This window comes from Streptomyces armeniacus (genome assembly GCF_003355155.1).
GTDB lineage: Bacteria > Actinomycetota > Actinomycetes > Streptomycetales > Streptomycetaceae > Streptomyces > Streptomyces armeniacus.
In genome coordinates, this window is sequence record NZ_CP031320.1 from 7,995,249 (window position 1) to 8,021,495 (window position 26,247).

General features: G+C 71.8%; 22 protein-coding genes and 6 pseudogenes. 21 read left to right on the forward strand and 7 right to left on the reverse strand.

The features are described 5' to 3' along the window. Window positions 1–332 precede the first annotated feature (332 nt). Window positions 333–713, forward strand: coding sequence for a hypothetical protein (locus DVA86_RS34545; RefSeq protein ID WP_208884173.1), 381 nt, complete (start codon window positions 333–335; stop codon window positions 711–713). A gap of 643 nt (window positions 714–1,356) precedes the next feature. On the opposite strand, the gene DVA86_RS35065 is transcribed toward DVA86_RS34545, so the two are convergent. From DVA86_RS35065 to DVA86_RS34560, 3 genes are all read right to left on the reverse strand, one after another. Further along, window positions 1,357–1,575, reverse strand: coding sequence for a hypothetical protein (locus DVA86_RS35065; RefSeq protein ID WP_222623401.1), 219 nt, complete (start codon window positions 1,573–1,575; stop codon window positions 1,357–1,359). Window positions 1,576–2,017: 442 nt separating this feature from the next. Continuing rightward, window positions 2,018–2,695 (reverse strand): response regulator, encoded by a 678-nt coding sequence (locus DVA86_RS34555; RefSeq protein ID WP_208884176.1) that lies wholly within the window; start codon window positions 2,693–2,695, stop codon window positions 2,018–2,020. 63 nt (window positions 2,696–2,758) lie between these two features. Beyond that, the gene (locus DVA86_RS34560; RefSeq protein ID WP_208884177.1) at window positions 2,759–3,415 is read right to left on the reverse strand and encodes a phosphoribosyltransferase; all 657 of its coding nucleotides are present in this window, start codon (window positions 3,413–3,415) and stop codon (window positions 2,759–2,761) included. 144 nt (window positions 3,416–3,559) lie between these two features. Between DVA86_RS34560 and DVA86_RS34565 the strand changes: the two genes are divergently transcribed. The 3 genes from DVA86_RS34565 to DVA86_RS34575 all read left to right on the forward strand — a co-directional run bounded on the left by DVA86_RS34565 (window position 3,560) and on the right by DVA86_RS34575 (window position 4,566). Next, window positions 3,560–3,916, forward strand: coding sequence for a PRC-barrel domain-containing protein (locus DVA86_RS34565; RefSeq protein ID WP_208884179.1), 357 nt, complete (start codon window positions 3,560–3,562; stop codon window positions 3,914–3,916). A gap of 86 nt (window positions 3,917–4,002) precedes the next feature. Next, window positions 4,003–4,173 (forward strand): hypothetical protein, encoded by a 171-nt coding sequence (locus tag DVA86_RS34570; protein ID WP_208884181.1) that lies wholly within the window; start codon window positions 4,003–4,005, stop codon window positions 4,171–4,173. A gap of 180 nt (window positions 4,174–4,353) precedes the next feature. After that, window positions 4,354–4,566 (forward strand): hypothetical protein, encoded by a 213-nt coding sequence (locus DVA86_RS34575; RefSeq protein WP_208884183.1) that lies wholly within the window; start codon window positions 4,354–4,356, stop codon window positions 4,564–4,566. Window positions 4,567–4,688: 122 nt separating this feature from the next. Here the strand turns inward: DVA86_RS34575 and metE are convergent, their stop codons facing one another. Beyond that, window positions 4,689–7,271, reverse strand: a complete 2,583-nt coding sequence (gene metE / locus DVA86_RS34580; RefSeq protein ID WP_245997489.1) for a 5-methyltetrahydropteroyltriglutamate--homocysteine S-methyltransferase — start codon at window positions 7,269–7,271, stop codon at window positions 4,689–4,691. Between the two features lie 351 nt (window positions 7,272–7,622). On the opposite strand from metE, the gene DVA86_RS34585 reads away from it, so the two are divergent. The 5 genes from DVA86_RS34585 (at window position 7,623) to DVA86_RS34605 (ending at window position 11,694) form a co-directional block, all read left to right on the forward strand. Further along, window positions 7,623–7,994: an NADH-quinone oxidoreductase subunit A gene (locus DVA86_RS34585; RefSeq protein ID WP_208884185.1), complete on the forward strand. Its 372-nt coding sequence runs from the start codon at window positions 7,623–7,625 to the stop codon at window positions 7,992–7,994. Further along, window positions 7,985–8,752 (forward strand): NADH-quinone oxidoreductase subunit B, encoded by a 768-nt coding sequence (locus DVA86_RS34590; RefSeq protein ID WP_245997491.1) that lies wholly within the window; start codon window positions 7,985–7,987, stop codon window positions 8,750–8,752. The genes DVA86_RS34585 and DVA86_RS34590 overlap by 10 nt, the downstream gene beginning before the upstream one ends. Next, window positions 8,749–9,789, forward strand: coding sequence for an NADH-quinone oxidoreductase subunit C (locus tag DVA86_RS34595; RefSeq protein WP_208884186.1), 1,041 nt, complete (start codon window positions 8,749–8,751; stop codon window positions 9,787–9,789). The genes DVA86_RS34590 and DVA86_RS34595 overlap by 4 nt, the downstream gene beginning before the upstream one ends. Window positions 9,790–9,817: 28 nt before the next feature. Further along, the gene (locus DVA86_RS34600) at window positions 9,818–10,573 is read left to right on the forward strand and encodes a Rad52/Rad22 family DNA repair protein (RefSeq protein WP_208884188.1); all 756 of its coding nucleotides are present in this window, start codon (window positions 9,818–9,820) and stop codon (window positions 10,571–10,573) included. Window positions 10,574–11,190: 617 nt separating this feature from the next. Then, window positions 11,191–11,694, forward strand: a complete 504-nt coding sequence (locus DVA86_RS34605) for a hypothetical protein (RefSeq protein ID WP_208884190.1) — start codon at window positions 11,191–11,193, stop codon at window positions 11,692–11,694. 335 nt (window positions 11,695–12,029) lie between these two features. On the opposite strand, the gene DVA86_RS34610 is transcribed toward DVA86_RS34605, so the two are convergent. Next, complete coding sequence (locus DVA86_RS34610; RefSeq protein WP_208884192.1) at window positions 12,030–14,048, reverse strand: DEAD/DEAH box helicase family protein; 2,019 nt, start codon at window positions 14,046–14,048, stop codon at window positions 12,030–12,032. A 432-nt stretch (window positions 14,049–14,480) separates the two neighbouring features. Here DVA86_RS34610 and DVA86_RS34615 point away from each other — a divergent pair. From DVA86_RS34615 to DVA86_RS35855, 10 genes and pseudogenes are all read left to right on the forward strand, one after another. Further along, window positions 14,481–14,909, forward strand: a pseudogene (locus DVA86_RS34615) (VWA domain-containing protein); the annotation flags it as partial. A 94-nt stretch (window positions 14,910–15,003) separates the two neighbouring features. After that, on the forward strand, window positions 15,004–16,221 hold the full coding sequence (locus DVA86_RS34620) for an XdhC family protein (protein WP_208884194.1): 1,218 nt from the start codon (window positions 15,004–15,006) through the stop codon (window positions 16,219–16,221). A 10-nt stretch (window positions 16,222–16,231) separates the two neighbouring features. Next, window positions 16,232–16,636: pseudogene (locus tag DVA86_RS34625) on the forward strand (SRPBCC family protein); the annotation flags it as partial. A 64-nt stretch (window positions 16,637–16,700) separates the two neighbouring features. After that, a pseudogene (locus DVA86_RS34630) lies at window positions 16,701–18,914 on the forward strand (type I polyketide synthase); the annotation flags it as partial. Between the two features lie 10 nt (window positions 18,915–18,924). Continuing rightward, complete coding sequence (locus DVA86_RS34635) at window positions 18,925–19,611, forward strand: dihydrolipoamide acetyltransferase family protein (protein WP_425470964.1); 687 nt, start codon at window positions 18,925–18,927, stop codon at window positions 19,609–19,611. Window positions 19,612–19,635: 24 nt separating this feature from the next. Next, complete coding sequence (locus DVA86_RS34640; protein WP_208885599.1) at window positions 19,636–20,478, forward strand: NTP transferase domain-containing protein; 843 nt, start codon at window positions 19,636–19,638, stop codon at window positions 20,476–20,478. A gap of 317 nt (window positions 20,479–20,795) precedes the next feature. Next, window positions 20,796–21,029: pseudogene (gene glmU, locus DVA86_RS34645) on the forward strand (bifunctional UDP-N-acetylglucosamine diphosphorylase/glucosamine-1-phosphate N-acetyltransferase GlmU); the annotation flags it as partial. Window positions 21,030–21,144: 115 nt separating this feature from the next. Then, complete coding sequence (mshA, locus tag DVA86_RS34650; protein WP_208884195.1) at window positions 21,145–22,395, forward strand: D-inositol-3-phosphate glycosyltransferase; 1,251 nt, start codon at window positions 21,145–21,147, stop codon at window positions 22,393–22,395. After that, window positions 22,388–22,939: a type III secretion system chaperone family protein gene (locus DVA86_RS34655; protein ID WP_208884197.1), complete on the forward strand. Its 552-nt coding sequence runs from the start codon at window positions 22,388–22,390 to the stop codon at window positions 22,937–22,939. The genes mshA and DVA86_RS34655 overlap by 8 nt, the downstream gene beginning before the upstream one ends. Window positions 22,940–23,122: 183 nt before the next feature. After that, window positions 23,123–23,275, forward strand: a pseudogene (locus DVA86_RS35855) (LysR family transcriptional regulator); the annotation flags it as partial. A 326-nt stretch (window positions 23,276–23,601) separates the two neighbouring features. Here DVA86_RS35855 and DVA86_RS34660 read toward each other — a convergent pair. Together DVA86_RS34660 and DVA86_RS34665 are read right to left on the reverse strand one after the other, a co-directional pair. Beyond that, window positions 23,602–24,351, reverse strand: a pseudogene (locus DVA86_RS34660) (serine/threonine-protein kinase); the annotation flags it as partial. A 155-nt stretch (window positions 24,352–24,506) separates the two neighbouring features. Next, on the reverse strand, window positions 24,507–25,049 hold the full coding sequence (locus tag DVA86_RS34665) for a hypothetical protein (RefSeq protein ID WP_208884200.1): 543 nt from the start codon (window positions 25,047–25,049) through the stop codon (window positions 24,507–24,509). A 229-nt stretch (window positions 25,050–25,278) separates the two neighbouring features. Here DVA86_RS34665 and DVA86_RS34670 point away from each other — a divergent pair, with 229 nt between their 5' ends. Both DVA86_RS34670 and DVA86_RS34675 read left to right on the forward strand, forming a co-directional pair. Next, entirely contained in the window at window positions 25,279–25,461 is a 183-nt protein-coding gene (locus DVA86_RS34670; RefSeq protein WP_208884202.1) for a hypothetical protein, read from the forward strand. After that, the gene (locus tag DVA86_RS34675) at window positions 25,451–26,221 is read left to right on the forward strand and encodes a TetR/AcrR family transcriptional regulator (protein ID WP_208884204.1); all 771 of its coding nucleotides are present in this window, start codon (window positions 25,451–25,453) and stop codon (window positions 26,219–26,221) included. Before DVA86_RS34670 ends, DVA86_RS34675 begins: the two co-directional genes overlap by 11 nt. Window positions 26,222–26,247: the final 26 nt, after the last annotated feature.

Here is a 26,247-nt window from a genome sequence, read left to right on the forward strand (position 1 = left end):
CCGGCGGCGCCTCCTCGGAGGCATCGGGAGCATCGGGAGCATCGGAGTCCGCAGAGTCCTCGGCCGCGTCCTCGGCCTGCTGCTGTTCCTGCTCCGGCTGCGGCTGCTCCGTCTGTTCCTGCCGCACCGTCTCGGTCTGCGCCTGCGCCTGCGCCTGCCCCGGCACAACGGCCGCCGGCAGCAGCCACGCACCGACCCCCAGCGCTCCCGCCACCGCAGCCGTACGGACCAACTGCCGGTTCCACAGCGGCTTCTCCTGCCACCCCGGCCTCGGCGTGGAGAACGCCGACTCTGCCGCCTCCGACGGCCGAGAGCCGTCCCCGGCACCGACCGTGTCCGCCACGACGGCGTACACCAGGTCGCGCACCGTGGTCGCCGGCACCTCGGTCACCGCACCGCGGCGCGAGGGTGAGGGCGTACGCGTCTCTCCCGGCGGCACCGCCACGTACGCGACCCGCCCGAGACCGGCCAGGTCCTCGTCGACGCCGATGTCGACGATCAGCAGCGCGGCCGCGGAGAGTTCCACACCCGTACGCTGCTCATCCCACCAGCCGCGCAGCCGCCGCGCCGCACCCGGCTCGGCGAACTCGTCCCCGTACATCGGCGGTACCAGCACCGGCATGTTCCCGCCGGCCGTGGCCGCCAGCGACCGCATACCCACAGCGACGGCGTCGGCCAGTTCGGGGTCCCTGACCAGCACCAGACAGGCGTGACCGGTGCGATCCTCGGGTGACCCGGAATGTGCCTTCGTGCTCGGGGGACAGCCACGTGGATCCGGGGCTTTCCGTGGTTGCATAATCGGCGCCTCCTCACGGCTGGACGAAAACGCGCCAGCCCTTTCACCGCTGGACTCGGCACGACGAAGTCCTCGTCGCCTGGTGCGCGGTGACGCTAGGGGACATCGCTCGGGACCCCTCCCGGCCCGCCCCGTGATTCTGGGTACGGGCGGGCCGGGCCCGGAGAAGGGCCCAAGACGCCGTGGACCGGTGTAAGTCGATTGGGAGACGGATGAATTGCGCACGTCTGTCCGATGCTGAACTGCTCCGTCTCGCACGGGAAGGAGGAGAGGCGTCCTTCCCCGCGCTCGATGAGTTGGAGCAGCGCCACTTCGCCGCTGTGCGGGCCTTCGCAGCGGCAGGGACCGTACGCCCGTCAGACGCCGGTGAACTGGCGCGGCAGTCGTGGGAGGAGGCCCTGCGGCGGCAGGAGGACGGCAGCGCCAGTGGTGCCGTACGCCCTTACGCGCTCGCTTCCGTGCTGCGCACGGCATCCGCGTGGGCGCGGGAGGGTCAGGAGAGCGCGCTGCAAGCGGAGTTGGCGGCCGAGGGCGCCGCGGCACCGCTGTCCCACCCCGCCTCACTCGTGGCGCGCGCCTTCGCCGATCTTCCGGACCGCGGCCAGACGGTTCTGTGGCACCAGACGGTCGAACGTGATGACAGCACACTGACAGGCCAGTTGGCCGGCGCCGACCCCGGTGAGGTGCCCGCACTCACCCGCCGTGCGCGGAGGGATCTGCACAACGCGTACGTCCAGCTCCTCCAGGACGGGATGCAGGACGAGTGCCGCCCGTTCCACCCCATGCTGCTCGCCTACGTGAACGAGGGATCGACCGACGTCGCGGCGGAACTCGCCCCGCACCTGCGGGAATGCGCCCGCTGTTCCCGCGCCGTCGCCGACCTCGGGCGGGTGCGGCACGACTGCGGCGCGCTGCTGGCGAAGGCGCTGCTGCCGTGGGGCGGTCTGGAGTACGCCTCCCGCCGTACGAACGCGGACGACGGCCAGGAGGCTTCAGCGCCGGGAGCCGGGGTGTTGCCGCCCGTGCCGGGCGCCGCTGCGACCGGCGCCCCGCAGAGCGGCGGTGGAGGTGCGGGGAACGGCGGTACGGCGAGCGGCAGTACGGCGAACGGTGCCGCGCCGCCCCGGGGTCAGGCCCCCGACCCCGAGACCCCACCACGAGCTATGATGAGGCGGGCGTCGGCAGCGGCAGATGTGTATAAGGGCCAGGCCCGCAAGGAGTTCACCAGGCGGCGGACGCCACGATCCCGGCCTCGTGGGCGAGAATCGCGGCCTGCACCCGATTACGCAGCCCGAGCCTGCTCAGGACCGCGCTCACATAGCTCTTCACGGTCCCTTCCACCACATGCATCCGCTCGGCGATATCCGCGTTCGACAGCCCGGAACCGACCAGTGCCAGCACCTCGCGTTCCCGGTTCGTGAGCACCGCGATCCGCTCGCGCGCCTCGGCCCCCCGCGACATACGGGCGCCCGCGCTGCCGGAACTCAGCTCGCTGATGACCCGCTGGGCCACGCGGGGCGACAGGAAGGCGGCGCCCTCCGCCACCGCCCGTACGCCCGCGAGCAGTTCGCGCGGCGCGCCCGCCTTGAGCAGGAAGCCGCTGGCGCCGTCCGTCAGCGCCCGCGCGATGTACTCGTCCTCGGAGAAGGTCGTCAGCATCACCGTGGCGGTGTCCGGCACCGTCCGCCTGATCTCGGCGGCGGCGTCCAGCCCGTCCATGCGCGGCATCCGGACGTCCAGCAGGACGACGTCGGGCCGCTCCTCCCGCGTCAGCGCCACGGCCTCCCGGCCGTCCGACGCCTCCGCCGCGATCACCTCGATCTCCGGGTCCGTGGACAGGATCGCCCGCACCCCGGCGCGGATCATCTCTTCGTCGTCGGCCAGCAGAACTCGGATCACCACTGGACAGTACAACTTCCCCAGCGGCCGCAGCACTGCCGAAAGTTGGGGGAGAAAGCGCGTTCACCCGTGACGGGAGGCCAGTTCGCCGAGCGCGGAGATCACCTCGTCGTCATCCAGCTGCCTGAAGTCCTTGTACCACTCTCCGACGGACCGGAACGCCGGCGAGCGGTGCAGACACAGCACCTGGTCCGCCTCGCTCTCCAGCGCCGCGGCGGTGTGCTCCGCGCCCACGGGCACCGCGAGGAGCAGCCACCGCGCGCCCCGCTCCCGGGCCGAGCGGAGTGCGGCCCGTGCGGTGACCCCGGTGGCCAGCCCGTCGTCGACGATGATCACGGCACGGCCGTCGAGATCCAGCGGCGGCCGTCCGCGCTGGTACAGCTCCTCGCGGCGGCGCAGCTCCTCCCGTTCCCGGGCGACGGCGGGCTCCAGCCGCTCGGGGGTCAGCCCGAGCATGGCCAGCGACTCGGAGTCGAAGTACGGCGGGGCGTCGCCGGCGAGGGCGCCGACCCCCACCTCCGGGTTCCCGGGGGCGCCGATCTTGCGTGCGACCAGTACGTCCAGCGGCGCGTCCAGCGTGCGCGCGACCTCCGCGGCCACCGGGACTCCGCCACGTGGCAGCCCCAACACCAGTGGGTCCTCGGGCCCGCCCCCGGGCTGCGCGTTCATGATCTCGCTGGCCAGCGCCCGTCCGGCCTGCCGGCGGTCGTGGAATCGCATGGCGGCGCTCCTCCATCGGTGTCTCCGCGGCCCCGGGGCCTCGCGGGCAGGCGCCCGCGCGGCCCGTGGGCCCGTGCTCGGGGTGCGAGTACCTCGAACGGATACGGGAACTCGTCATCGGACCCGGCGGGGAAGGTGAGGCGTGTGTTCGAAGCGGAAGACATCCGGGAATGGCGCGGCCACGACGTGGTCGACACGGGCGGCAGCAAGATCGGATCGCTGGAGTCGGTGTATGTCGACACCGCGACCGACCGGCCTGCCTTCGTCACCGTCACCGTCGGGATGCCGACCCGGCGGCGGCTGGTGTTCGTGCCGCTGGACGACGCCGTCGTCGGCCCCGGCCACCTCAAGGTTCGCTACGACAAGAAGCAGGTCAAGGACGCCCCGACCATCGACGTCGACGGGGAGCTGCCGGCCGAGGAGGAGCCGGCGGTCTTCTCGCACTACGAGCTCGCCTACCAGCCCGGAGCGGGCGGAGAGCGGCGCCTCGCCCGCCGGTGACCGCTGACCCTGACCCTGGCCGCCGGCGCGCGGACGGACGGGGCCCCGTGACGGGGCGCCCAACGACCGGAGCGGAGTGAGACCCGATGACTGCCGTGCTGCTGTTCCTCATCGTGGCGATCGTGCTGGGAATCGTCGGATGGGTGGTGGAAGGCCTGTTCTGGCTGTTCATCCTCGGTGTGCTGCTGTTCATGGCCGATCTGGTGTTCTCGGGCGTCCTGATCGGCCGTGGGCGCGGCATGCGCAGCCACCGGTGACACCCGTCCGCGGCGTGCCCGTGTCAGCCCTGTCGCGAGGGCCCGCTTGCTCGGCACATGAGGGCGGCTTAAGAGGGAACGCGCATTCTGCCTTGGTCGGTTCTTCACCGGCCGTAGTGAGGGAGGGGTGTGCGGGTGCCGCGTCCACGGAGATCGGTCATCAGTCGTTGTCTTCGTCCGGTGTGGGACGCCCTGATCACCTTCGGCACCCACTGGGTCTACATCCCGCCGACCCCCTCGCGCCCCGCCACACGCGGCCGGGGGTCACGACTGGTACGGGCCACCGCAACCGGCACCTGCTCCGGGCTGGTGTGGCTGGCGGACCGGACACCGCCGCTCGGTTCATGGCACGTCTCCTCCGCTGGCAGCGAGTGCTGGCAGACCCGGTTCTGACACGGCACCAGGTAACGCCATTCGTAGGATTTACGGCCTCTTCCGCGCGCCGGGACGCGCCGGAACCGCCCGTATGCCTGAGCCGGACCCGTATCCGTACCGCCCGGGGCGGGGCAGGGGTGCTACTCCAGCTTCGCGCGGACCTCGCGCGCCGCCTGGGTGAGGTGGCGGAGGGACTCCCGTACCTCCGGCCAGGTACGGGTCTTCAGGCCGCAGTCCGGGTTCGCCCACAGGCGGTCCGCCGGGAGGGCGCGGAGGCCGGTGTACAGGAGGGCCACGAGTTCGCCCTGGTCGGGGACGCGCGGGGAGTGGATGTCGTACACACCGGGGCCGACCTCGCGCGGGTAGTCCGCGTCGGCCAGTTCCTCCGCGACGCGCATGTGGGAGCGGGCCGCCTCCAGGCTGATGACGTCCGCGTCGAGGCTCTCGATCGCGGACAGGATCTCGCCGAACTCCGCGTAGCACATGTGCGTGTGGATCTGCGTGTCCGCGCGGACGCCGCCCGTCGTCAGCCGGAACGCCTCCGTCGCCCACTCCAGATACGCGCCTCGGTCCGCCTCGCGCAGCGGCAGGGACTCGCGCAGCGCGGGCTCGTCGACCTGGATGACGGCTGTGCCCGCGTCCTCCAGGTCCGCGACCTCGTCCCGCAGTGCCAGCGCGACCTGCCGTGCGGTGTCGGCGAGCGGCTGGTCGTCGCGTACGAAGGACCAGGCGAGCATCGTGACCGGGCCCGTGAGCATGCCCTTGACGGGCCGGCCGGTGAGCGACTGGGCGTAGCGTGTCCAGCGCAGCGTCATGGGCTCGGGCCGCGAGACGTCGCCGGCGAGGATCGGCGGCCGTACGTAGCGGGTGCCGTACGACTGGACCCAGCCGTGCCGGGTGGCGAGGTAGCCGGTGAGCTGTTCGGCGAAGTACTGCACCATGTCGTTGCGTTCGGGCTCGCCGTGCACGAGCACGTCCAGGCCGGCGTCCTCCTGGAAGGCGATCACGTCGCGGATCTCGGCGCTCATGCGTGCGTCGTACGCCGCCCGGTCGATGCGCCCGGCGCGCAGGTCCGCGCGCGCGGTGCGCAACGCCGCCGTCTGCGGGAACGAGCCGATGGTGGTCGTCGGCAGCAGCGGCAGCCGCAGCCGGGCGCGCTGGGCGGCGGCGCGTTCGGCGTACGGCTGCGTGCGGGCGGCGTCCGCCGGGGTGACGGCGGCGGAGCGCGCCCGTACGGCGGGATCGCGGGTGAGCGCGGAGCCCGAACGGGAGGCCCGCGCCGCCCGGTTGGCGGCCAGCTGCGGCGCGATGGCGTCGGCGCCCGCGCCGAGCCCGTGCGCGAGGGTGACGACCTCCGCGGTCTTCTGCCGGGCGAACGCGAGCCACCGTGCGACCTGCGGGTCCACGTCGCGTTCGACGGAGGCGTCGAGCGGTACGTGCAGCAGCGAGCAGGAGGCGGCGACGTCGACGCGGCCGGCGAGGCCGAGGAGGGTGGCGAGGGTGGACAGGGAGCGTTCGAGGTCGTTGATCCACACGTTGCGGCCGTCGACGACGCCCGCGACGAGGCGCTTGCCGGGGAGGCCGCCGTTCGCGGCGAGCGCGTCCAGGTTGGCGGCGGCGGGCCCGGTGAAGTCCAGCGCCAGGCCCTCGACCGGAGACTGGGCGAGGACGGGCAGCGCGTCGCCGAGCCGGTCGAAGTAGGAGGCGACGAGGAGGCGCGGGCGGTCGGCGAGGGCGCCGAGTTCGCGGTACGCGCGGGCCGCGGCGTTCAGTACGGCGGGCGGCTGGTCCTGTACGAGCGCGGGCTCGTCCAGCTGCACCCAGCCGGCGCCGGCGGCGCGCAGGTCGGCAAGCACTTCGGCGTAGACGGGCAGCAGCCGGTCCAGCAGGGTGAGCGGCTCGAAGTCCGGGTCGGCACCGGGCGCCGGCTTGGCCAGCAGCAGGAACGTGACCGGCCCGACCAGCACGGGGCGTGCGTCGTGCCCGAGCGCGCGTGCCTCGGTGTACTCGCCGACGGGCTTGCCCGAGTCCGTACGGAAGACGGTGTCCGGGCCGAGTTCGGGCACCAGGTAGTGGTAGTTGGTGTCGAACCACTTGGTCATCTCGAGCGGCGGCGCCTCCTGCGTGCCGCGCGCCATGGCGAAGTAGCCGTCCAGCGCGTCGGCTTCGACCGCGGCGCGGTGCCGGTGGGGCACTGCGCCGGTCATGACGAGGGTGTCGAGGACGTGGTCGTACAGCGAGAAGTCCCCGCTGGGCACCTCCCGTACGCCGGCGTCGGCCAGCTCCCGCCACACGTCGCGGCGGAGCGCGGCGCAGACGTCGCGGAGCGCGTCGGCGGTGAGGCGCCCGGACCAGTAGCGCTCGACGGCCTTCTTCAGTTCGCGGCGGGGGCCCTGCCGCGGGTAGCCGTGGACGGTGGCGGCCGGGCGGGCGGGGCCGCCGGGGATGTTCTGCCGGGGGGGGAACCCGTCCGAGGGCACGGGCAGGCCCAGCACCCCGTCCCCGACCCACGGCGGACGGCCCATCTCCGGGAAGATCCAGCCCAACGGGCGGGCGATCAGCGGGAGGGGGGGGGTGAGGAACGACACCCGCCAGTACCAGGTCGTGAGCGTCGGCCCCAGCTCCCGGTGCTTGGTGAGCGCGAGCCGCGGCACCTCGTCCGCGCCCGTACGGAGCCGGTCGGCGAGCCACAGCTTCCTATAGCTACATGCTAGCCGCTGCATGCGCGTAGCTTCGTACGTGACAACGAGGTACCACGGACCGACAGAGAGGCCGTCGGGGGCAGGGTCAGAGGTGTATAAGAGACGTGTATGGGGGCGCGGGGGTGGGGTTATCCCTACCATGGCCCCGCCCCGCGCCTTCGCGGGCAGGGCGAAACGGGGCAAGCACCCCGACCCTGATACGGGCCGGGACCGCGACAGTGAGCAGGGCCTAGACTCCGGTGCGTACAGATCGTCGAACGCGCGAGACAGTGGACCTAGCGGGACACAAGGGACGCAGAGGACACTCGCCAGGGGTACAGCGCAGGGACACCACCTACCCAGCGGATCCGAACACGTGAGGACGGGACGGACGTGCCGGACTATTTCCACGGCTACTCGGTCGTCGGGCTGGTCGCCGCCGTGGGCGTGCTCTTCGTCGCGGTGGCCTTCGGCGCCGGCAGGCTGCTGCGACCGGTCGTGCCGACGCGGGAGAAGATGCTGACGTACGAGTGCGGCGTCGACCCGGTCGGCGAGGGCTGGGCGCACACCCAGGTCCGCTACTACGTCTACGCCTTCCTCTACGTCATCTTCGCCGTCGACTCGGTCTTCCTGTTCCCCTGGGCGACGGTCTTCGCCGCGCCGGGCTTCGGCGGGACCACGCTCGTGGAGATGTTCATCTTCCTCGGGTTCCTGGCGGTCGGGCTGCTGTACGCATGGAAGAAGGGCGTCCTGGAATGGACGTAACGAGGACGGAGAAGACGGAGAAGGGGACGGACGGCGACGCCGCGGGCGCTCGTACGGGCGCGGGCGCCGGACCGGTGGACCTGCCCGCGCCGGCCCCGCGTATAGGCGCGCTGGCGCGGCTCGCGCCCGAACCCATGAAGGTGGTCCTCAACTGGGGCCGCCGCTACAGCCTCTGGGTCTTCAACTTCGGGCTCGCCTGCTGCGCGATCGAGTTCATCGCCGCGTCGATGGCCCGGCACGACTTCATCCGCCTAGGCGTGATCCCGTTCGCACCGGGGCCGCGGCAGGCGGACCTCATGGTCGTCTCGGGCACCGTGACCGACAAGATGGCGCCGGCGGTCAAGCGGCTCTACGAGCAGATGCCCGAGCCGAAGTACGTGATCTCGTTCGGCGCCTGCTCCAACTGCGGCGGCCCGTACTGGGACTCGTACTCCGTGACCAAGGGCGTCGACCAGATCATCCCCGTCGACGTGTACGTGCCGGGCTGCCCGCCGCGTCCGGAGGCGCTGCTGCAGGGCATCCTCAAGCTGCAGGAGAAGATCTCGCGGGAGTCGACCGCGACCCGCTACGGGCCGGGGGCGGCCGAGGCGAACGGCGGCGGGCGTCCGACGGCGGCGGCGCTGACGAGCCCGCTGGCGGAGGCGCCGACTCCGGGGTCGGGGCCTGGGGCCGGGTCGGCTCCGGCTCCCGCTCCGGGTGCTGCTGAAGCCGAGCCGGGCAGCGGTGACGGCGGGGGCACCGGGGAGGGGGACCGGTGAGCGAGCCGTCTGAGCCGTCTGAGCCGCTCGAGACGCCGGGGCCTGCCGGGGCCGAGGAGCCTGCCGGGGCCGCAGGTGCGTCCGAGTCGCCTGAGTCTGCCGAGACTGCCGAGACTGCCGAGCCGCAGCCGCAGGAGCCGGTGGGCTGGCTGCCGCGTCCCGCGGACGCGATCTTCGGCGAGGGGGCGACCGCCGAGGAGGCGTACGCGCTCCTCACCGTCGACGTCCCGCCGGACCGCTGGATTCCGGCGCTGGCGGCGGCCCGCGACGAGTTGGGCTGCACGTACTTCGACTGGCTGAGCGCCGTCGACGAGCCCGGCACCGGCTTCCGCGTCTGCGCCCATCTCGCCGCACTGCCCGCGCTCCGGCCGGCCGGGGGCGGCGCTCCCGTACCGCTGCGACGGCTCGTGGTGCGTACGACCGTGCCGCACGAGGCGCCCGTACTGCCCACGGCGACCGGCGTGTACGCGGGCGCGGCCTGGCACGAGCGCGAGACGCACGAGATGTTCGGCGTGGACTTCACGGACCACCCGCATCTCGAACGGCTGCTGCTGCCCGACGAGTTCGAAGGGCACCCGCTGCGCAAGGACTTCGTACTGGCCGCGCGCGTGGCCAAGGCGTGGCCGGGCGCGAAGGAGCCCGGCGAGTCCGGGCACGGCGGCCCCAAGCGGCGCCAGATGCAGCCGCCGGGCGTACCGGATCCGAACGAGTGGGGCCCGTTGAAGGGGCAGCTGCCGCCCGCACCCGCGCGCCCGGCGCGCGGTCGCGCGGCCGCGGCGGGCGAACGGCCCGCGCGCCGCGCACGCACCGCTAGCGCCGGCTCGGCGAGCCAGCAGCAGGCGCCCGAAGCGGGCGCGGACGCAGACGCGCCTGCGCCGCCCCGGCGCGCGCGGCGCGCGGGGGAGGGCTCGGCGAGCCAGCGCGCCGCCGCCCCCGCCACCTCCGACGAGCAGCAGCCCGCGGCGCCGGCCCCAGAAAACACCCACACAGCCACACACCAACTCCTCAGCTTCGACGGCGGCGTCAGATGTGTATAAGAAACCGCCAGGAGGCACACCCCCGCCCATGACCACCAAGAACAGACACGACCCGACCGCACCCCGGCTGACAGACGCTCAACTGCAATGGCTGCTGTCTCCGATTCACCGCGCACGAGTAGGCACGGACGGCAAGGGCTTTGCCCACGTCGAAGCCTGGGACATCCGCCGCCACCTCATCCGCGCCTTCGGATTCGGCGGCTACAACACCGATCTGCTTGCCGCCACCCTCGTCACCGAACGGGAGACCCCCAGCGGCAACGGAGGCCGGTCACGATGGACCGTCGTCTACCGCTGCGCCGTGCGGCTCACGGTCACCGTCGCAGGCACCGAGCTGGGCCACTGGCACGGCATCGCCACCGGAGACGCAACCAACCAGCCCAGCGCAGCCGACGCCCACGACCTGGCGCTGAAGACGGCCGACAGCCAGGCCCTGAAACGAGCCGCGATCAACCTCGGCGATCAGTTCGGGCTCAGCCTCTACAACGGCGGGTCGTTGGACCCCGTAGTTCTGCGTACCTTGGCTCACGCCACCGAGCGGGACCTACCGGCGGCCGACCCCCCGGTGCAGCCCGAACCGCAGTCCCCCCAGCAACAGCCCGCGTCGGACAAACCGAAGCAGGGCGAGCGTGAAACGGAATACGCGGCGATGATGAGCGCCGCCGCGAAGGCAGATTTCACGGACGAACTTCCCGAACAGTTCCGCACCTTCTTCGGGCACTCGATCGAAGAAGGAACGGCCGACGAATACCGGACGGCCCGAAAGTGCATGGAGGAAAACTGAATCTCCGCGAACTGGCCCTTCGGGAAGCCACGCTAACGCTCCGCCTCAACAGCACTAAGGACGAACTGAAGTCGGTTCGCGAAGCCACCCAACGAGCCCTGGAACAGACAAACAAGGAGAACGGAACCCGGCAGATCTCCGTAACTCTCCGAGACGGAACACAAGTAGGCACAATCAGTCTCAACGAGGACACGCGGGAAGCCGCAGTAATCGACGAAGAAGCGCTAAAAGAGTGGATCTCCCGAAACTACCCCGGTGAAATCCAAAGGAAACTCGTCGCAGAAATCCGTCCCGCATTCCTGTCACGGCTGCTCGCAGACGTGACCAGAGCAGGCACAGTGCGCGTAGCCGACACTGAAACAGGAGAAATCCAAGAAATTCCAGGAGTGGAAATCCGCGTCGCCCGGCGTGGAACTCACGCCCTGCGATTCAAGGACAACGACGCCAGAGAAGCCGTCCGCGCCTCCCAGCCCGCCGACAGGCCACCCTCACAGCCAAGGTCGCCCAACAACCAGCCGCACTGACTAGGCAGAACACGCCGGGGGTGTGCCACTCCCAGCACACCCCCCGCACACCCGAAGCACACCCCCCCCAGTACCGAAACCGAAGGAGAAGACGTGCCACCCCTACCCAAAGACGAGGAAATTGCCGAGCTAATTCCGGATCTCGGCGTAATCGAGTCCATGTTCCGCCAAATGGAATGGGCAGAATCAGAAATTGCTAAAGCCCAGGAACGCCACGGCGAAAAGGACCAAGGCCCGATCTGGCGAACCTTCCCTCTGCTCGCGGCCCCGCAGGAACAAATGTCACGTGAAATCCTGTTCCGTTCCCACTGCCATGAACTCCTCGAACGAGTGGCAAAGGGAACCGACACACGCGCCGCCACAGACGCAGAAATTCTAGCCGTCCTCGTTGAAGCCAGCCTCACCGCTCCCCTAACGTCTGCGGCGGCGTTCCTGTTCTTCCGGTTGGCAAACCGGTCGGTTCCTGAACTGATTCGGGCCATGGAACCCGCAATCGACCTCACCGCGTACGAGACAGTTCACGGCCACCAAGCAGACGAGCACGAAGACTACGCCCGGCAGAAACTGCGGAAGGAAATGAGAACTCTTCCCAAGTAACCGAATCGCCTCGCACCGCACGCGGAAGAAGGTGATATAGAACCGTGGTCCCCGGAGAGAAGTGGAGCAGGAACAGCAACGGGGTGCCCCGCAGAATCACCAATCTCTACCCATGATGCATCATCAGTGATGCTATCGCCTGCGCTGGCAATCTTGTGTGCCCTTCCCCATGGAGAGGAAGGGCACACAAGATCCTTTGCTGTCTCCATTTCTGCACACCCAACGAAGCCCCCAGCTTGTAGCTGGCAGTGGTTGCAGGTCAGGAACATTGGACTGCTGAGCCGCTGGCATACCGTCACGACTCTCCGGGCAGGGGCGGTGAATTGCGGAGCAATTCACCTGTAATTCGCGGAGCGAATTACAGGAAATCCCGAAGGGATTTCCATCCCGAATTGCGAAGCAATTCGGGTAACGTCGCGTAGCGACGTGCGTCGTTCCTGCGGAGCAGGACCCCTGTCCTCGGTCTGCGCCGTAGGAGGTGTGTAAGGGCAACCGTCCCCGCCCCCCCGCTCCTCTTCGTCTCCCGCCTGGCCGTGGTCCCCGGGCGGTACTTCGCCACCCGGCTCCCCTCCGGCCGCCTGCCCCGCCCCGTCGGCATCGCCCGCGCGCCCTGCCGTCCCCGTGTCCGGCGTGCCGGGGTCGAGTTCGACCACCTTGGTGGGCTCGCCGGAACTGGTGGTGGTCGCCAGCATGAGGCGCTCGACGATCCGTTCGTCATGTGCCTGCAACCCGAGAAGGATCTTCGTGAGAGGTGCGTACGCGTTCGAGGCCATCATCGCGTCGGGCCGTTCGCCGGGCGCGAGATAGACCGGGACGATGATCCGCGCCACCTTGCCCTCGCCCGGCTCTTGGCGCAGGGCGCGGCCGAGGATCTGGACGATCTGTACGGGGGAGGAGCGGGTGTCGGCGAAGACGACGCCGTCGACGCCGAACCGGCCGCGGATGTCGACGCCTTCGGCGAGAACTTGGCAGGAGGCGAGGATCTGGGCGTCGGCGATCCAGCCGTCCTCGGTGACGCCGTCCGCGAACCGCCCCAATACCTGGCGCCGGTAGGCGGCGGTGTGTTCGCCGCACAACCACTCCGCCCCGACCCGCGCCGGATACCGGGCGGCGTCGCCGGCGTGGAGTTCGGCGGCGGTGTCCGGCAGGCTGCGTGCCATGGCCATCGCGGCCAGCGTGGTGGAGTGGAAGCTCAGAAGGCTCCGGTCACCCGTCTCGTCCATATGCGTCAGCAACGCGGCCTGCAACGCGGCCAGGCGCCGGCCCTGCGCCTCCTCCACACTCTCGGGACTCTCGCCGGCGCCAAGAGCATCAGGGTCGGTGATCTCCAGGACGTCGATCTCCCACCGCGCCAGCAGCCCGCGCTCGACGGCCTCCATCAGCTCCAGCTCGTACGGGTAGGGCACCGGCCCGTACAGCTCCTCGTTGTCCATGGAGGCCACAAGCCGGGGCTCCCCACCGCTCACCGGCGGGGCCTCCCACAGCCGAGGCGTGGCGGTCATGAACAACCGGCGGGCCGCGGGAACCCGCTTCTGGTCCAGCACCGCCGCCCACGCCTTCCCCAGATCCCCCGACGTGCGGTGCGCCTCATCCAAGATCAACAAGTCAAAAGGGGGCATGACCGGGCCGCTTAAGCCGTGGCCGTGCAGAGCGCGCTCCAGCACCCCGCACCGCACCACCGAGCCGCCCTGGGGCCCTTCCTCGGCGTCCTCGCGGGCTTCCTGGGAGACGAGGGAGGCGTACGTCATCAGCACCGTCACCGGCCCCTCCTGGGCCGTCCAGCGGGCCAGTTGGGCGGGGTCGGTGGTGCAGCGGACGCCGAGCGCTTCCAGTAGCGGATCGTCCCCGAGGGAGCAGACTGCGATCATCGGTTCCCGGTGCCCTGCGTTCTGCCGCCAGTCCGCAACCGTCTTGGTCAGCAGGTCCAGCGTCGGCACCATCACCCCGGTCAGCCCGTACGGCGCGAGCTCACGCGCGGCGGCCGCGCCCACATCCGTCTTCCCCGTCCCCGTCGCCATCACGATCGTGCACCGCGCGTCCCCGCCCGCCCCGCCGACGTCGGCCAAGTGCCGTACGGCCGCCGTGAACGCATCCTCTTGATGCGGCCTCAGCAAACGGGCCGTGCTGCTCCGCGCGCTCACGCCAACTCCTTTCCGTAGCCGGGGAGTTCGTAGGCGTCGGCAAGCATTAGAATCTCCGCCAGCATTTCCCCTCCCCGGTTCGGCTCCCAACGCCCCGTCATCCCGGAATAGTCTCGCTCGGGATTCAACACCCGGAGCAGATTCTCTGAACTCACAGTGGGATACTCTTGCCGTTCGGCGGACACAAGAACAAAATCCCTCCAGCGAACCCATGGCGTCATGGGTAGTATCTAGTTATCCCGAACTCTACCCATGATGCATCACTCGTTGAAGAATACACGTTAACTCGTCAAGAGTGCCCGCTCGTGCCGCATCTGTCAAGTCGTCAGGAGAGACGAACAGGCGCCCCCAAGCCGCGCTCCAGCACACTCCCTCCGCCCTCCATTTCGCAGCTGGCTATGTTTGCACGCCAACCACCATAGATCGTTAGCTCGCTGATGATTCATCACGATCCCCCGATCAAGCGCGGTGAATTGCGGAGCAATTAACCTGTAATTCGCGGAGCGAATTACAGGAAATCCCGAAGGGATTTCCATCCCGAATTGCGAAGCAATTCGGGTAACGTCGCGTAGCGACGTGCGTCGTTCCTGCGGAGCAGGACGGTTCGGGCCGTCGTACGGGGGCGGGGGCTCGTACGGCACCCGTGCGCGTACGGAGGTGTTCACCGTCGGCACCCGGCTGACCCGCGTCACCCGCGAACTGACCCACCGCGACCCGGACACGGCGCTGCGCGCCGTCGGCGCCGCCGTACCGGACTGGAGCGGCGGCACCCGGCTCGGCGAGACCCTGCGCGCCTTCCTCGACCGCTGGGGGCAGCGCGGCACGGCACGCGGCGCGGTCGTCGTCGTCCTCTCGGACGGCTGGGAACGCGGCGACCCGGCGCTGCTCGGCGCGCAGATGCGGCGGCTGCGCCGCCTCGCGCACCGCGTGGTGTGGGCCAACCCGCGCAAGCACAGGCCCGGTTACGCGCCGCTGGCGGGCGGCATGGCGGCGGCGCTGCCGAGCGTCGACGCGTTCGTCGAGGGCCACAGCCTGGCCGCGCTGGAACACCTGGCGGGTGTGGTGCGGGGCGCGGGCGCGGTGCCTGGCGCGGGCGCGGTGCCTGGCGCGGGCGCGGTGCCTGGCGCGGGCGTGGCAGGGTGCGCGGGTGCGGTGAAGGGAGCGGGCGATGCGTGACATCCTTCCGGCGCTGCGGAGCTGGTATGCGGAGGGGGAGCCGTTCGGCCTGGCCACCGTCGTACGGGTGAGCCGCAGCGCACCGCGCGGACCCGGCGCCGCCATGGCGGTCGGGCCCGGTGACGAGGTGGTGGGCAGCGTCTCGGGCGGCTGCGTCGAGGGCGCCGTCTTCGAGCTGGCCAAGGAGGTGGTGGCGGACGGCGCGGCACGGCTGGAGACCTTCGGGTACAGCGACGAGGACGCGTTCGCCGTCGGGCTGACCTGCGGCGGCGAAATCACGCTCCTGGTGCGGCGGGTGGCGGCGCCGATCGCTTCGGGCCGTGGGGCCGGGGTCGGGGGAGAGGTGCCGTTCACGGACGTCGCCGACTCCGTCGCCGCGCACCGCCCGGTGGCCGTGGCGACCGTACTGGACGGACCGGCCACGCGCGGTGCCTCGCTCGCGGTGTGGCCCGACGCGGCGGCGGGCTCCCTCGGAACGGAGGGCCTGGACGCCGCCGTCGCAGCGGACGCGCGCGGCGAACTCGCCCGCGGTGCCACCGGCGTACGGCACTACGGCCCGCACGGCGAACGGCGCGTGGACGAAGTGAGCGTCTTCCTCCACTCGTTCGCGCCCCCGCCGCGCATGCTGGTCTTCGGGGCCATCGACTTCGCCGCGGCCGTCGCCCGTATCGGCACCTTCCTCGGCTACCGCGTCACCGTCTGCGACGCCCGCCCCGCCTTCGCCACCGCGAAACGCTTCCCGCCGGACGTCGAGGTCGTCGTCGACTGGCCGCACCGCTACCTGGGAGGCACCGAGACCGACGATCAGACGGTGATCTGCGTACTCACGCACGACCCGAAGTTCGACGTACCGCTGCTGGAGGTGGCGCTGCGCGCGCCCGCCGCGTACATCGGCGCGATGGGCAGCCGCCGTACGCACGAGGACCGGCTCGTACGGCTGCGGGAAGCGGGCGTCGCACAGCAGGAGTTGGCGCGGCTGCGCTCGCCGATCGGGCTCGACCTGGGGGCGCGTACGCCCGAGGAGGTCGCCGTCTCGGTCGCGGCGGAGATCGTCGCGCTGAGGTGGGGCGGCAGCGGGGCGCCGCTCACGGAGACGGGCGGGGCGATCCACGGGGCGCCGGGGGGCACGCCTCCGCTGTCCCCTCCGCCTCCGTCTCCGCTTCCCCATCCGCTTCAGGATCCGCTTCAGGATCCGCCTTATTCCGGCTGAGGAGCTGACCATGGAGCTGCAGCACGAGTTCACCGTTCCCGTACCCGTCGACGAGGCCTGGCGGGTGCTGCTGGACATCGAGCGCGTCGCGCCCTGCATGCCCGGAGCGACCGTGGAGAGCTTCGACGGCGAGACCATCCGCGGCTCGGTGAAGGTCAAGGTCGGGCCGATGACGGTCACGTACCGCGGCACCGCCGCGTTCGAGGAGCGCGACCAGGACGCGCACCGCGTACTGCTGGCCGCCAGCGGCAAGGAGACCCGCGGCCAGGGCACCGCCCGCGCGACCGTCACCGGCACGATGACGGAGCGGCCCGACGGCTCCACGTCGGTCAGCGTGACCACCGACCTGGCGGTGACGGGCAGGCCCGCGCAGTTCGGGCGCGGGGTGATGGGGGAGGTGGGGGACCGGATCATCGCGGTGTCTTATACACATCTGACGGTGCCGAAGAAGGGGCAACCACCCCACCCTCACCCTCGCCCAACTCGACACCACCACCCTCCGCACCCAAGCCGCCGCCGGCGCCCTCCCCACCCCCCTCCGCGGGCTGGTCCGCACACCCGCCACGCGTCGCACAGCCGGGGACGCCTCCGGGCTGGCCGGGCGTATCGCCCGACTCCCCGAGGGGGAGCGGCACAAGCTGCTGCTGGAGACGGTCCGTACGGAGGTCGCGGGCGTGCTGGGGCATGCGACGCCGGAGGCGATCACCGCCGAACGTTCCTTCCAGGACCTCGGGTTCGACTCCCTGACCGCCGTCCAGCTCCGCAACCGGCTCAACGCCGCCACCGGCCTGCGCCTCCCCACCACGCTCGCCTTCGACTACCCGACTCCCCAGGCCCTCGCCGAACTCCTGCTCACCGAGCTCGCCGGAACCGCCCGGCACCAGCCGCAGGCCAAGGCCGCAACGGGTGCGGCAGCACACGACGAGCCCATCGCCATCGTCGGCATGGCCTGCCGGTTCCCCGGCGGGGTCACGACCCCGGAGGGCTTCTGGGACCTGCTGGCCGAGGGCACCGACGCGCTGTCGGGCCTGCCGGACGGCCGCGGCTGGGACGTTGAGGGGCTCTACGATCCCGAGCCGGGCCTGCCGGGCAAGACGTACGTACGCGAGGGCGGATTCCTCCACGACGCGGGGCAGTTCGACGCCGACTTCTTCGGCATGAGCCCCCGCGAATCGCTCGCCACGGACCCGCAGCAGAGGCTGCTGCTGGAGACCACGTGGGAGTCGTTCGAGCACGCAGGCATCCACCCCGACACCCTCCGCGGCACCAACACCGGCGTCTTCACCGGCGTCATCTCGCAGCACTACGGTGTCGGCGCGCACGACGCGGAGAACACCGGCGGTCATCTCGTCACCGGTACGACATCGAGCGTCGCGTCCGGGCGCGTCGCCTACACCTTCGGTCTCGAAGGCCCGGCCGTCAGCATCGACACGGCCTGCTCGTCCTCGCTCGTCGCCCTGCACCAGGCGAGCAACTCCCTCCGCACCGGCGAGTGCGATCTCGCGCTGGCCGGAGGCGTGACGGTGCTGTCGACTCCGGCGGTCTTCACGGAGTTCAGCAGGCAGCGCGGGCTGGCTGCGGACGGGCGCTGCAAGGCCTTCGCGGCGGCCGCCGACGGTACGGGCTGGGGCGAGGGCATCGGGATGCTCCTCATCGAACGGCTCTCGGACGCGCGCCGCAACGGTCACCCGGTGCTGGCGGTCGTACGCGGCTCCGCCGTCAACCAGGACGGCGCCTCGAACGGCCTCACCGCCCCCAACGGCCCCTCCCAGCAGCGCGTCATCCAGCAGGCACTCGCCAACGCCCAGCTCACGGCACGCGACATCGACGCCGTAGAAGCCCACGGCACGGGCACCACCCTCGGCGACCCCATCGAGGCACAGGCACTCCTCGCCACCTACGGGCAGGACCGACCCGCCGAACAGCCCCTCTGGCTCGGCTCCCTCAAGTCCAACATCGGACACACACAGGCCGCGGCAGGCGTCGCGGGCATCATCAAGATGGTCGAGGCCATGCGCCACGGCGAACTGCCCAGGACCCTGCACGTGGACGAGCCGACACCGCACGTCGACTGGGACGCGGGCGCGGTGTCCCTGCTCACCGAACCGGTGCCGTGGCCCGAAACGGACCGCCCCCGCCGGGCGGCGGTGTCCTCGTTCGGGATCAGCGGCACGAACGCACACGTGATCCTGGAGGCCGCCTCCTCAACGGAGGCTGTGGAGCCACCGGTTGAGCCGGTGGACTCCCCCGTGCCGTGGGTGCTGTCGGGAAAGACGGAGCAGGCGCTACGGGATCAGGCCGCGCGTCTGCACGCACACCTGACCGCGCACCCAGGGCTGGACCTGCCCGCGGTGGGTCACACCCTGGCCACCGGCCGCGCCCACTTCGAGCACCGGGCCGCGGTCATCGGCCAGGACCGCGACACCTTCCTCACCAGCCTCCAGGCCCTCGCAGAGGGCGGGACCAGCGCCGGTCTCGTCACCCCCGGCACACCTGCGCGTGACTCGGGCAAGACGGTGTTCGTCTTCCCCGGCCAGGGCTCGCAATGGCCAGGCATGGCACGCGAACTCCTCACGAGTTCCCAGGTGTTCGCCCAGCACCTGCACGCCTGCGCCGACGCCCTCGCCCCGCACCCCGCGCCCCGCGCCCGTACAGACCCCCGCGGCCCAGTCCCGTACGGGCGCCGCCCCTGAGGGAACGCGCGTGCCCCTGCGCGGACTTCGCGGCGTCGCCGCCGAGAAGCTGTCCCGCAGCCGCCGCGAAATCCCCGACGCCACCTGCTGGGTGGACGCCGACGCCACCGAACTCCTCGCCGCCCGCCACGCCGCCAACGAGGGCCGTACGGACCCTGCGGACCGGATCTCGCTGCTCGCGCTCCTCGCCCGCGTCTGCACCGCCGCGCTCGCCCGCCACCCCGAGCTGAACGCCACCGTCGACACCGAGGCCCGCGAGATCGTACGGCTCGACGCCGTGCACCTCGGTTTCGCGGCGCAGACCGACCGGGGGCTCGTGGTCCCCGTCGTACGGGACGCGCACGCGCGCAACGCCGAGCAGCTCAGCGCCGAGTTCGCGCGGCTCACCGAGGCCGCCCGCTCCGGCGCCCTCTCCCCCGCCGAACTCACCGGCGGCACCTTCACCCTCAACAACTACGGCGTGTTCGGCGTCGACGGCTCCACCCCGATCATCAACCACCCCGAAGCCGCCATGCTCGGCGTCGGCCGCATCACCGAGAAGCCCTGGGTGGTGGCCGGCGAACTGGCCGTACGCAGCGTCGTCCAGCTGTCGCTCACGTTCGACCACCGGGTGTGCGACGGCGGTACGGCCGGCGGCTTCCTGCGTTACGTCGCGGACTGCGTGGAGCGCCCGGCGGTGCTGCTCCGTACGCTCTGAGGCGTGAACCAGACGCATCCCGGCATGACAGGGGCCACCCCCGCGCCCCCGCCCGCGTACGACGCCGTCGTCATCGCGGGCGGCGGTGCCCGCCGCCTCGGCGGCACGGACAAGCCCGCCCTCACGGTCGGCGGCCGCACCCTGCTCGACCGGGTGCTGGCCGCCTGCCGCGACGCCGCGACGACGGTCGTCGTCGGCCCGCGCCGGCCCGCGTACCGGCCCGTCGTCTGGGCCCGCGAGACGCCGCCCGGCGGCGGCCCGCTCGCCGCGCTCGACGCGGGCCTGCGGCACGCGGAGCGGGACACCGTCCTGGTGCTCTCCGCCGACCTGCCCTTCCTGCGGCGGGAGACCGTACGGGAGCTGCTGGACGTACGGGACGGCGCGGAGGGCACCGTCGTCCACCTCGACGGCCGCGACCAGCCCCTGGTCGCGGCCTACCGCACCGACCCGCTCCGCCGCGAACTCGCCCTGCTCCGCACCGAGTACGACCGCCTCGGCGGTCTGCCGCTCCGGCTGCTGCTGCCCGAGCTGCGGCTCCGGCGCATCGCCGCGGCCGACGCGGCCGACTGCGACACCTGGCAGGACATCGCGGCGGCCCGGGCCCGAATCAGGGAGCATGGCACCGTGCTGGATGAATGGACTGAGGCAGTCAAAGCCGAACTGGGCATCGATCTCGACGTCGACGTCGACGAACTCCTCGACGTCGCACGCGACGCGGCCCACGGCGTGGCGCGCCCCGCCGCGCCACTGACCACGTTCCTCGTGGGGTACGCGGCGGGGCAGCGCGGTGCGTCGCCCGAAGTCGTCTCGGAACTCTCCCGTAAGGCCGCGGACCTCGCGAAACGCTGGGAAGCGGAAGAGGAATGAGCGACGCGGACGAGCTGGACGAGGCGCTCGCCCTCGCCAACGACGCCCCGCCGGCCGGCCCACGGCAGCGGGGCGGCGGGGCCGACGACGGCCTGCTGCCCGACTGGCTCACGCCCCCGGCGTCACCGCTGACACCGCCGTTGCCGGGCCCGTCCGCTGCCGCCGCGCGGGGCGCCTCGGACGGCGAGGACCTGGTGCCGGGGTGGCTGGACGCCCGTACCGGCGGGGACGCGCGTACCGGCGGGGACGCCCGTACCGGCGAGGACGCGCGGCGCAACTCCGGCGCCCGCGCCGCCCGTTCACCCGAGGAACCCGGCCCCGGCCCCGGCCTGGGTGCGAAGGCGAAGGCGGGCAGCTTCGTGGAGATGAAGGGCGCGAGGCTCGGCGAGGGCCGGAAGGTGCCGCACCTGTCGTACGTGGGCGAGGCGACGATCGGTGAGCACAGCAACATCGGGGCGGCGAGCGTCTTCGTCAACTACGACGGGGTCAACAAGCACCGCAGCACGATCGGCTCGCACTGCCGCACCGGCGCGGACAATATGTTTGTGGCGCTTCTTCCGCGTCCCCCCGACATCTCCCCCGCAGCCTTCGTCGGCACCGTCAGGTGTTTATAAGCGACCGCACCCGCGCCGTGCGCTCCGCCGCTCGCGCCCCCGGCGCGTGGCGATGCTGAGCGTCCACACGTCGCCCCTGCACCAGCCCGGTACGGGCGACGCCGGCGGCATGAACGTGTACATCGTCGAGCTGGCCAAGCAGCTCGCCGCCCTCGGCACCGAGGTCGAGATCTTCACCCGTGCGACCACCGGCGCCCTACCGCCCGCCGTCGAACTCGCGCCGGGCGTGCTCGTACGGCACGTCGACGCGGGCCCGTACGAGGGGCTGTCGAAGGAGGAGCTGCCCGCGCAGCTCTGCGCGTTCACACACGGCGTGATGCAGGCGTGGGCCGGTCACCGGCCGGGCCACTACGACCTGGTGCACTCGCACTACTGGCTGTCCGGCCACGTCGGCTGGCTGGCCTCCGAGCGCTGGGGCGTGCCGCTGGTGCACACGATGCACACGATGGCGAAGGTCAAGAACGCCGCCCTGGCGGAGGGCGACACCCCGGAGCCGCCGGCGCGCGTGATCGGCGAGACGCAGATCGTACGGGCCGCGGACCGCCTGATCGCGAACACCGCCGAGGAGGCCGACGAGCTGGTCCGGCACTACGCCGCCGACCCCCGCGAGACCGCCGTCGTACACCCCGGTGTGAACCTCGACCGGTTCCGACCGGCCGACGGCCGTGCCGCCGCCCGTGCCCGGCTCGGGCTGCCGCAGCACGCGCTGATACCGCTGTTCGCGGGCCGCATACAGCCGTTGAAGGCGCCGGACATCCTGCTGCGCGCGGTCGCGCTGCTCGTACGGGAGCAGCCCGCGCTGCGCGGGCGGCTGGTCGTGCCGGTGGTGGGCGGGCCCAGCGGGAGCGGCCTGGCGAAGCCGGAGGGGCTGCAGAAGCTGGCGGCGCGGCTGGGCATCGCGGACCTCGTGTGGTTCCGGCCGCCGGTGGGGCAGGAGCAGCTGGCGGACTGGTACCGGGCGGCGAGCGCGCTGGTCATGCCGTCGTACAGCGAGTCGTTCGGGCTCGTGGCGGTCGAGGCGCAGGCGTGCGGCACGCCCGTGGTGGCGGCGGCGGTGGGGGGACTTCCGGTGGCGGTACGGGACGGGGTGAGCGGCTATCTCGTCGCCGGGCACGAACCGGCGGAGTACGCGCGCGCCCTGCGCCGCTTCGTGGACGACGGCACGCGGGTGCCGCGCATGGGCGACGCCGCCGCCCGGCACGCGCAGCGCTTCGGCTGGGACTCGACGGCGGCGGACACCGCCGACGTGTACGCCGCCGCGCTGCACGACAGGCACGGTCGCCTACGATCCCTGCATGGCTGAGCCGAAGTCCGCAGAGGAGCACGCGCCGGGCAGCGGGCAGGAGCCCGCGTCACAGGCCCCCACGGCGGTGATCGAACGCGCCCTCCGCGAAGCCGAACTGGAGTGGGAGAGCCCGTCGGACGGCACGTACGTCGTCACACTGCCCGGCACCCGCAAGCTCTCGACGACGTGCTCGCTGTCCGTCGGACGGCACTCGCTCTCGGTCAACGCCTTCGTCGTCCGCTGTCCCGACGAGAACCAGGCCGCCGTGCACCGCTGGCTGCTGGAGCGCAACACGCGATTGTACGGAGTGAGTTACGCGATCGACCGGCACGGCGACATCTACCTCGTCGGCCGGCTGCCGCTGGCGGCGGTCACTCCGGACGGTGTCGACCGGCTGCTCGGCACGGTGCTCGAAAACGCCGACGGCTCGTTCAACACGCTGCTGGAGATGGGGTTCGCGACGGCGATCCGCCGGGAGTACGAGTGGCGCACCGCGCGCGGCGAGTCCACCCGTAACCTCGCGGCCTTCACCCACCTCACCGGCGAAGCCGACCCCGGCTGAGGGGCGGGCGTCAGGCGGGCGCGTCCTCGCGCGGTACGGCGGGCGGCGCGGCGGCCCCCGTACGGTGCTCGGTCTCCGTACGGTGCTCGGCTTCCGTACGGTGCTCGGCCGGGCCGTCGCCCTCCGTACGGTGTTCGGCTTCCGTACGGTCGCCCCCGCCCCCGCCCCCGTCCGTGTCTCCGCATTCAGCAGCTCGAACGCCGCCTCGGCGTCACCCTGCTGACGCGCAACCGCCGCGGCGTCTCCCTGACCGGCGCCGGAGAGGTCCTGCTGCACGAGGGCCGCGCGGCACTCGACGCGGCCACCGCCGGCGCCCCCCGGACCGGGCGCGGCGGCCGCCCGGGCGACCTTGGGCGGTGGCTGGGTGCCCTTCGCCTTCGGCGTGGGCGGCGGGTGGGCGGCGGGGTGGAGGGGCTGCCGCCGGTTCCGTTTCCGCCTCCGTTTCCGATCCCGGTGACCGGCTGGCCGACGTCGGCGCCCGTGCCCGTCGCGGTGGCGGCCTGCGCCTCCGGGTCCTCGCTGTCGAGGAGTTGGACGGCGTGCCGGCCCAGCTGCGCCAGCACCTCGCCGGGCAGCCAGGTACCGGTTATCTCGCCGTCGGTGTGCGCCGAGAGCGTTTCCAACGTGGGCCGCCCGCCCGGGGACTTGGTCAGACAGGCGCTGATGAGCTGGTGCAACGGCCCCGACAGGCCGCTCAGATCCGGCTCCTCCTCGGCGATGCGGAACAGCAGCGCGTGGATCCCGCTGTCCGCCGTGCCGAACGGCATCCGCCCCGTCGCCGCGTACGCCAGCACCGCGCCGAGGCAGAACACGTCGGCCGCCGGCGTCACCGTCTCGCCCCGCACCTGCTCCGGCGACATGAAGCCGGGCGAACCGATCACCGCCCCGGTGCGCGTGAGCCCGGCCGAGGACTGCACGGTGGCGTCCAGCGCGCGGGCGATGCCGAAGTCGATGACGCGCGGGCCGTCGATGGTGATCAGCACGTTGGAGGGCTTGAGGTCGCGGTGCACCAGGCCCGCGGCGTGAATCGCCGTCAGCGCCTTGACCAGGCCGGTCGCGAGGGCCCGTACGGAGTGCTCGGGCAGCGGGCCGTAGTCGCGGTCGACGACCTCGGTGAGGGAAGGACCGGCGATGTAACCGGTGGCGACCCAGGGCTCGGCGGCTTCCGTATCGGCGTCCAGTACGGGCGCGGTCCAGTCCGCGCCGACCCGCTGGGCAGCGGTGATCTCCTGCGCGAAACGGCGTCGGAAGTCCGGCTGCCGGGCCAGTTCGCCCCGTACCGCTTTGACCGCGACCGTACGGCCGCGCTCGCTGCGGGCGAGGTAGACCCGGCCCATGCCGCCCTCGCCGAGCCTGCCCAGCAGGCGGTAACCGCCGATCCAGCGCGGATCCCCGGTGTCCAGCCTGTCCATGTGCGCTGTCCCTCCCCCGTACGGTCGCCGAGACGAAGGATAGAGGTGCGTCTCGCTGCCGAGGGGGACGGGCCACCATCCCGAGTCGGTTCCGTTACCGGCCGTCGGGACCGGCGGCCGGCCGGCGGCTCGGGGCGCGGAAGCTTCGACTCCCCCTAGTCCGCGGGGGAGAAGATCTGGGGCGCGCGTCCGTCGGAGAAGGAGCGGCGCAGCTGGCCGCTGTTGGTGAGCTCCAGCTCCGTGGTGGGGCCCTCCGCGCAGTCCTCGTCGGAGGACTCGAAGGTGACCCGGGAGGGACCGAGGCCGACGGGCGGCCCGTACGACGTCAGGTCGGCCTGGAACTCGCAGCTGTACGTGGGGCCTTCACCGGTGATGGTGACGACCGTGTCGCCCAGCTTGCCCTGCTCGAGGTTGAGCACGAAGACGTTGGCGTCGCCCGTGCCGAAGGTCCGGCGCCACTGGCCGACCATCTCGGAGGGGATCTCGTCGGCGTTCCCGCTCTCGGAAGGGGAGTTGGACGGGTCGTTGGTGGAACTGTCCACGTCGGCGTCGTCCTTCGGCGAGCCGTCGCTGCCTCGGTCGGGCTGCTTGGAGTCCTCCTGCGCTCCCTTGTCCTTGCCGCCGCCGAGGTCGCCGAGCAGGGCGAAGGCCGTCACGCCGCTCACGACGATCAGCAGCGTGACGAGGACGGCGATCACGACGGCCGGACCGGTGCGTGCGCGGGCCGGCTCGGGCTGAGGCGGATACGGGTGGTAGCCGACGGGGCCGTAGATCCCGCCGGGCGGTGGCGTGGCGGCGGGGGCGGGCGGGGGGGGTCGCCAAGGCGCCCTGACCGGCTGAGAACGGTACCGGCGCCTCCGGCCGGAGGCGTCGGCTCCGCACCCCACTGACGGCCCGCTGTCAGTGGGGTGCTGCATGCTTGTCTCCATGGACATCACGATCAGGCCGGCCCGGGTCGACGAGCTCGACGAGGTCGGAGAGCTGACCGCGCAGGCGTATCTCGGGGACGGTCTCCTCGCGTTCGGCGCGGCGGACGGACATCTGGCCGAGGTGCGCGACCCCCCCCGCCCCGCACCGCACCGTCCCGAAGGAGCGCGCCATGGCATCTGACAGCCGCACCAGCCGTCCACCCCGGACCAGCGTGTGGCTGGAGGACCGCCCGGCGCCCCGGCGCCGGGCGGCCGGGCGCGGCACGGAGCAGGAGCCGCACGGCCTGGACCGCGAGCGGATCACGGAGGCGGCCGTACGGCTGCTCGACGCGGAAGGGCTGGCGAAGTTCTCCATGCGCCGGCTGGCCGCCGAGCTGGGGGTCACGGCGATGTCCGTGTACTGGTACGTGGACAGCAAGGACGACCTGCTCGAACTCGCCCTGGACTCGGTCATGGGCGAGATCGCCCTGCCGGACGCGGCGGACGAGGACACCAGCTGGCAGGACCAGTTGCGGCAGCTGGCCGGCGCGTACCGCTCGGTGTTCAACCACCACCCCTGGCTGTCCCAGATGATGGGCACCTACATCAACGTCGGGCCGCGGTCGATGGAGTTCGCGGAGGCCGCCCAGCGCGTGATGCTGCGCGCGGGGCTGCCGGGGCCGCTGCTGTCGGGCGCGCTGTCGGCGCTGTTCCAGTTCGTGTTCGGCTTCGCCACCGTCGAGACGAACTGGAACAGCCGCCGTGAGGAGGCCGGGCTCACCTCGGACGAGTTCTTCAGCGCCGTCCACGCCAAGGTGCGGACCAGACCGGAGTACGAGGACTCGCTGCAGCTGATGGCCGAACGGGGCGGTGACACGGTCGAGGAGATGCGCGACCGGGACTTCGCCACCGCCCTGGACTGCGTCATCGCGGGCATCGAGGCCATGCGCCCGCGCCCGTAGGACTGCTCCCGCACCCGGTATGTTTT

Bases quoted from the DNA above. Each gene is read 5' to 3' on its own strand.
- DVA86_RS34560 (WP_208884177.1), bottom strand. From the start codon at position 3,415: ATGCGATTCCACGACCGCCGGCAGGCCGGACGGGCGCTGGCCAGCGAG.
- DVA86_RS34590 (WP_245997491.1), top strand. From the start codon at position 7,985: ATGGACGTAACGAGGACGGAGAAGACGGAGAAGGGGACGGACGGCGAC.
- DVA86_RS34675 (WP_208884204.1), top strand. From the start codon at position 25,451: ATGGCATCTGACAGCCGCACCAGCCGTCCACCCCGGACCAGCGTGTGG.
- DVA86_RS34655 (WP_208884197.1), top strand. From the start codon at position 22,388: ATGGCTGAGCCGAAGTCCGCAGAGGAGCACGCGCCGGGCAGCGGGCAG.
- DVA86_RS34620 (WP_208884194.1), top strand. From the start codon at position 15,004: ATGCGTGACATCCTTCCGGCGCTGCGGAGCTGGTATGCGGAGGGGGAG.
- DVA86_RS34600 (WP_208884188.1), top strand. From the start codon at position 9,818: ATGACCACCAAGAACAGACACGACCCGACCGCACCCCGGCTGACAGAC.
- DVA86_RS34570 (WP_208884181.1), top strand. From the start codon at position 4,003: ATGACTGCCGTGCTGCTGTTCCTCATCGTGGCGATCGTGCTGGGAATC.
- mshA (WP_208884195.1), top strand. From the start codon at position 21,145: ATGCTGAGCGTCCACACGTCGCCCCTGCACCAGCCCGGTACGGGCGAC.
- DVA86_RS34610 (WP_208884192.1), bottom strand. From the start codon at position 14,048: ATGGGTTCGCTGGAGGGATTTTGTTCTTGTGTCCGCCGAACGGCAAGA.
- DVA86_RS34670 (WP_208884202.1), top strand. From the start codon at position 25,279: ATGGACATCACGATCAGGCCGGCCCGGGTCGACGAGCTCGACGAGGTC.
- metE (WP_245997489.1), bottom strand. From the start codon at position 7,271: ATGCAGCGGCTAGCATGTAGCTATAGGAAGCTGTGGCTCGCCGACCGG.
- DVA86_RS34640 (WP_208885599.1), top strand. From the start codon at position 19,636: ATGACAGGGGCCACCCCCGCGCCCCCGCCCGCGTACGACGCCGTCGTC.